Below are 5,174 nucleotides of genomic sequence, written 5' to 3' on the forward strand. Positions count from 1 at the left end.
ACCATGCCTGGCGTGGGACGCAAGTGCGCCAGGACTTCCTCCAGCAGCACGGGCACATGGACGGAAGTGGAAATCGACCTGCACCTTATACAAAAAAAAACGCCCAGCCTAGGATGCTTCCTTGCATCCTCGCAGGCTGGGCGATTGCGGTCAATTCGCCCCAGAAGAGCGAGTCGAACCGCGCGTCGCGACGCGAGACATTCCCTGCCTCCACGCCTGCGAAGTGATTCGGAACGGCTCGTGGCCGTGAGTCGTTCCTCACCGCTTCACACAAAGGCGACCCCTCGGACGAACTTTCACTCCCATTTCCATCGTTGATTTGTTGGTCGCGTCCAGGCTCACGTCTCGCCGCTTGTCTTGGGCGAGAATGCCTTTTCCGCGAGCTCGTCGTACTGGGCTACCCGACCTTCGAAGTACGCTTGCCAGCGGGCCACGTCCCAAAGCTCCAGGTGATCTTGAACCCCCAGCAGCACGACATCGTCGGCGATGCCGGCCGACTTCGCGAGGGCTGTCGGGATTCGCACGCGGCCCTGGCCATCCACTTCAGCCCATTCCGCTTGGGCGTAGAAGAGCCGGTTGAACGCGCGCACGTCCTGTTGCGTGGGAGAAGCGACCGCCAGGCGTTCGGCGAGTCGGGTGAGCACCTCCTCCGTGTACAAAGCCAGAGAACCGTCCGTGCCGGGAGTGATGAACAGGCCGCGTTCCACGCTGCTGCCCAAGACGTCCCGGAGTCGTTTGGGAATCGCGATGCGAAGCTTGTCGTCCACCGAGCGTTGGTAAGTGCCGGTGAGCAACATGAATCACCACTTCGCCCCACTGATCCCCAATTCGCCCCAAGATTAACCTCAGCATTTCGCCCGTCAAGCAGTTCGACCACTCTGGTCGAAACGGACATGAGAAGTTTTTCATGAAGATGCCCAAAACAAGCCGAGTTTGCGGGCACCAGGAAAATAAAAGATGTGTTGGATTATTTTTTCTCTTGGCGCATCAGCAGGCTCGTGTAGAGCTGGTCGTAGCGTTGCACCATACTTTCGAGGGAGAATTCGCGCTCGGCGCGCATTCGATTTTGCTCCCCCAAAGACTCACGCAAGCGAGGGTTGCTGAGTATGGCAACTACTTGCTGTGAAAGGAGTTGCGGCTCATGGGCGGGCGTTATTTGAGGCGATTTTGGCGTCGTCCCAAGCAGTTCTTGGACGCCCTCCACGTCCCGCGCGACGACCGCCCGGCCGGCGGCCATGGCTTCCAGCACGACGTTCGGCATCCCTTCCCAGGCGGATGGGAGTAGCAGAAGTTCCGCGGCGGCGAGGATGGCCGGAACATCCGCCCGAAAGCCCACCAAATGCACGCGATCCTGCAGGCCAAGCGACGCAATCTTCGACGTCAAGGGTGCGCGATCCGGCCCGTCGCCCACGAACACGAGGTCGTGTTCCGGTAGTTGTTTCAGCCAGTCACTGGCGTGATCCAACAACCAGGGTTGCCCCTTCTGTGGATCGAGCCGGCCAATGCACACCACGATGCGGCGGCCTTGTTGTACGCCAAGTGAAGTTAACGTCGCTGGTGAAATGTTTTCATATGTTCGTACGTCGATACCGTTCGGAATCACGTCGATGTGATCCGCCGGCAACCCGCCGACATCGCGAGAAAACATCGCGACCGATTCACTCACGCAGACGTGACGCTCGACACTTCCGGCGGTCCAGCGTTCGAGACGCAATCGCCAGCGCGAGCGCCGTTCGGCAACGCGAATGCCCGAGACGATATGCGGGACGCCGGCGCGCGAGGCCGCGAGACGACCAATCAGATTCGCATGAAACAGAAACGTCTGCACGAGGTCAGGCGTATCGCGCCGCCAGATGCGCGTGAGCTCGCGCAAGGCTCGCCAGGCCTGTGTAGTGCGCGTGACGTTGAGGAACTGAACGGGCACGCCAGCGGCTTCCAGACGTGGCGCCAAGCTGCGTGCAACATCGCTCGGCGGTGGCGCGAGGCTAACGACACTGCAACGGAACCTGCTGCGATCCAGTCGAGTCGCCAACTCCACCAAACAACGCTCGGCGCCGCCGTTACGCAGTTCGGTCGTGCAGAAAGCGATGTGATACAAGGCCGGACTCCCGCCAGTGGATCGCAGTTAAGCGACATCGCCTTGATCATGTAAGCGGAGCGGCGCCGTCGCCGATGAAGCCATCCCCAGCGATTCGACGAAGCTTACCAGCTGACGCATGTTGTCGCAGTGGGCGGCATAAGTGAGTTCTTTGCGAACCGCTTCGGTCAGCGCCGCGCCGCCCAACGCAATCGCCGGGCGCGGGGCGAGCGATTCGTAAAAGCGCTGATAACCTGCAATAAACGTCGCGGCGTCCTCCAAGTACGAAACACTGAGCCACACCATTCGAGGTTGATGCTTCGCCACGGCGGCAGTAAGTGTTTCGAACGGCAGCGAGGACCCCAGCGACACGGCGCGCCATCCGGCCTCGCGCAGGACTAACTCCACGATCGCCGTCGGTAGCCGATAGGGGTCGCCGCTTGGCGTACCGCCCATCGCGAGCGGCGCATCGGGCGCCGGCTCGGCGATAGCGCCGCGCAATTCGAACAACACGCGACTGCAAATCTCGCAAGCGCGCCGTTCTTGATAGACCTCGGCCGACCCGCAATCCCAGCGATCACCAATCTCCTTCATGGCGGGATGGAACAACTGATCCGCCAAGCTGGCGATCGATTGCCCGGACACAAACAAGTCGAACACCACTTGCCGAGCCAACGCTTCGTCGCCCGCAATCAGCGCTTCCACCAGGCGCGCCCGCGAGCGCTCCCAGGTGCGCTGCCCGGAACCGATGGCCGCGGGCAGTCCAATCACCTCGGGCCGCACCACCGGATGCCCCGACTCACGCAGAAAGGCCAACAACGCCGCCACGTCAATCCGTCGATGGCCCCCGGCGGTCCGTACCGTGGCGATCACTCCGCGATCGCACCAGCGCTTGAGCGAGGATTCGCTCACACCAATGGCGCGAGCAACCTGCTTGGGGGTCAACGGCGTCAACGCCTGGCACTCCTGCAAATGGACTTTGTGAACGATTTTCTATATCCGCGGTAATCGGTCAGCTTTGCCCAATTCTACCTTCCGCCGCCAGATTGGCGATGCCGAATTCACGGCTGGCTAGGCTGGCGACGTCACAAACGACTCTTCGATGGACGAATTGAATGATTTTTCCAGTTGCCAAGCGTCGAAGTCTTGATAGACTGATGTGAACGATTTGAACGATTTTTTTCGTCGCTCGTTCATCCACCGGTCGCGTGACTGGTGGGTCTTGGGTCGCAGATCAGGCTGCTGCGATCGCAAAGTTCGCAACTCAGTCACCTCGAGGAGACGCGACGATGTGGAGCAAATGGACATTCTTGGCTGGCGTGTTAGCAACGACCTTGGGCACGACGGGCGCGCTCGACGCCGGCACTTGCCAGAACGCGAAAGTGAAGACGGTCGCGCACCGTAAGGCGCCAAAGGCGGAAAAGCCCAAGGACATCGTGGAAACGGCCGTGGCGGCCGGCTCGTTCAAGACGTTGGCCAAGGCGTTGGAAGTAGCGGGCCTGGTCGAAGCATTGCAAGGCGAGGGGCCCTTCACGGTCTTCGCGCCGACCGACGAAGCCTTCGAGAAACTGCCGGAAGGCACGTTGGAAGCCGTGCTGAAGGACAAGGAGAAGTTGACGGCGATCCTCACGTATCACGTGGTGCCGGGCAAAGTGCTCGCCGCCGACGTCGTCAAGCTCGAAGAAGCCGAGACGCTGTTGAAGGACGCCAAGGTGAAGATCGACGCCAAAGACGGCGTGAAGATCAACAACGCCAAGGTGATCAAGGCCGACATCGAATGCACGAACGGCGTGATCCACGTGATCGACACCGTGCTGATTCCGTAATAGCCGTTCGCGGCAGTTCCAACCCACAAAGCTGGGGGCGAGGTTGCTCGCCCCCAGTCTTCTTGCCGCGAGACGAGTGGATGGAGTGCAACGCAGAGAGTTCAAGTTCGGGCAATTTGGGGAGCATCAACATGACGCGAACTCTGAAGCCGAAAAAGCGCGTGACGAAGCGCGCCGCGGAACAATTCTCCCGCCTGCAGACGACGAAAATCGAGTTCATCTCCAACGCCGTGTTCGAGCAGCCTGATGCTGCCGACGTGGTCCTCGCCAAGAAGCTGTCTCCCCCACGACCCGCCGTGGCTTCGGCAGGCGTTGCCACTCGGAACGGCAGTCGGATGCGTCGGCTGGCCGATTTCGAGCTGCTGCCGCCGGCTGAAGAGGCCGACACGTTCTGCCAGATGAACTATTGGAAACATCGCGCTGCCGTTTTACGCAACGAAATCGACGTCGAACTTCCCGAGCCGCGTCTCGTGGACGAAGCCTGCCGCATGCTCAGCACGGCGCAAGATCTGCGGGATCGAATTGTCCAGGCGAACGTGCGACTCGTCATCTCCGTCGTGAAGAAGTTCGTCGACGCGCAGAACTCAATGGACGAGCTCTTGAGCGAAGGCCTGGTGTCGCTGATGCGGGCCGTCGAAAAATTTGATTTCTCGCGCGGCTTCCGCTTCAGCACTTACGCCACCTACGCGATTCGCCGGAATCTGTATCGCTTTGTCGTCACGCGCCGACAGGAACGGGCGCGGTACGAAGCGCCCCCGGCGGAATTCGTCGGCGAGCTCACGGACGAGAGCGAGGCGCGCATCACGGAACAACGCTGGCACGAACTCAATCGCCGGCTGACCACGATTCTGCGACGCCTCGACCCGCGCGAACAGATGGTGATCCGCGCCCGCTTCGGTCTGGACGATTGCGCCGCGCCGGAGACCTTGCAGAGCCTGGCGGACCGCATGGGCGTCTGCAAAGAACGCGTCCGCCAGCTTGAAAAGCGGGCGATGTTGAAACTCCGCAAAATGGCCAGCGAAGCCGCCCTCGAAGATCTCGGCGAGTAAAATTGCCCATCAAGAACGCCGATTGGCGACTTTCGGCGATTCAGATAAGCAGTGTATCTCGCGACCGTTCGGCAAGCGACCTTGACCCCGTCTGGGAGTGCTGATATTCCACGGCCGTCCCAAAAGCTTCATTGACCGATCCGTATCTCCTTTGGCGTGGGCAAGCAATCCCCACGCGTGATTGTGGTGCGACCGCGACTACTGCCGCTGCTGACCCTGCTG

General features: G+C 60.8%; 5 protein-coding genes. 2 read left to right on the forward strand and 3 right to left on the reverse strand.

All coding sequences use genetic code 11. The features are described 5' to 3' along the window. Positions 1 to 338: 338 nt before the first annotated feature. From SGJ19_12680 to SGJ19_12690, 3 genes are all read right to left on the reverse strand, one after another. A complete protein-coding gene (locus tag SGJ19_12680) occupies positions 339 to 797 on the reverse strand; it encodes a division/cell wall cluster transcriptional repressor MraZ (protein MDZ4781101.1) in 459 nt (152 codons plus the stop codon). Positions 798 to 967: 170 nt separating this feature from the next. Next, positions 968 to 2,098 carry a glycosyltransferase gene (locus SGJ19_12685; GenBank protein ID MDZ4781102.1) on the reverse strand — a complete coding sequence of 377 codons (1,131 nt, stop codon included), beginning with the start codon at positions 2,096 to 2,098 and terminating at the stop codon, positions 968 to 970. A gap of 27 nt (positions 2,099 to 2,125) precedes the next feature. Further along, the gene (locus SGJ19_12690; protein MDZ4781103.1) at positions 2,126 to 3,031 is read right to left on the reverse strand and encodes a B12-binding domain-containing protein; all 906 of its coding nucleotides are present in this window, start codon (positions 3,029 to 3,031) and stop codon (positions 2,126 to 2,128) included. A gap of 428 nt (positions 3,032 to 3,459) precedes the next feature. On the opposite strand from SGJ19_12690, the gene SGJ19_12695 reads away from it, so the two are divergent. Continuing rightward, positions 3,460 to 3,903, forward strand: coding sequence for a fasciclin domain-containing protein (locus SGJ19_12695; GenBank protein ID MDZ4781104.1), 444 nt, complete (start codon positions 3,460 to 3,462; stop codon positions 3,901 to 3,903). Positions 3,904 to 4,034: 131 nt separating this feature from the next. Continuing rightward, positions 4,035 to 4,952 (forward strand): sigma-70 family RNA polymerase sigma factor, encoded by a 918-nt coding sequence (locus SGJ19_12700; protein MDZ4781105.1) that lies wholly within the window; start codon positions 4,035 to 4,037, stop codon positions 4,950 to 4,952. The last annotated feature ends 222 nt before the right edge of the window (positions 4,953 to 5,174 follow it).

It is taken from the genome of Planctomycetia bacterium, assembly GCA_034440135.1.
Taxonomy (GTDB): Bacteria; Planctomycetota; Planctomycetia; order Pirellulales; family JALHLM01; genus JALHLM01.

What these genes read in the sequence shown, in the direction of transcription:
- SGJ19_12680 (MDZ4781101.1), bottom strand. Translation starts at nt 797, where the DNA reads ATGTTGCTCACCGGCACTTACCAACGCTCGGTGGACGACAAGCTTCGC.
- SGJ19_12700 (MDZ4781105.1), top strand. Translation starts at nt 4,035, where the DNA reads ATGACGCGAACTCTGAAGCCGAAAAAGCGCGTGACGAAGCGCGCCGCG.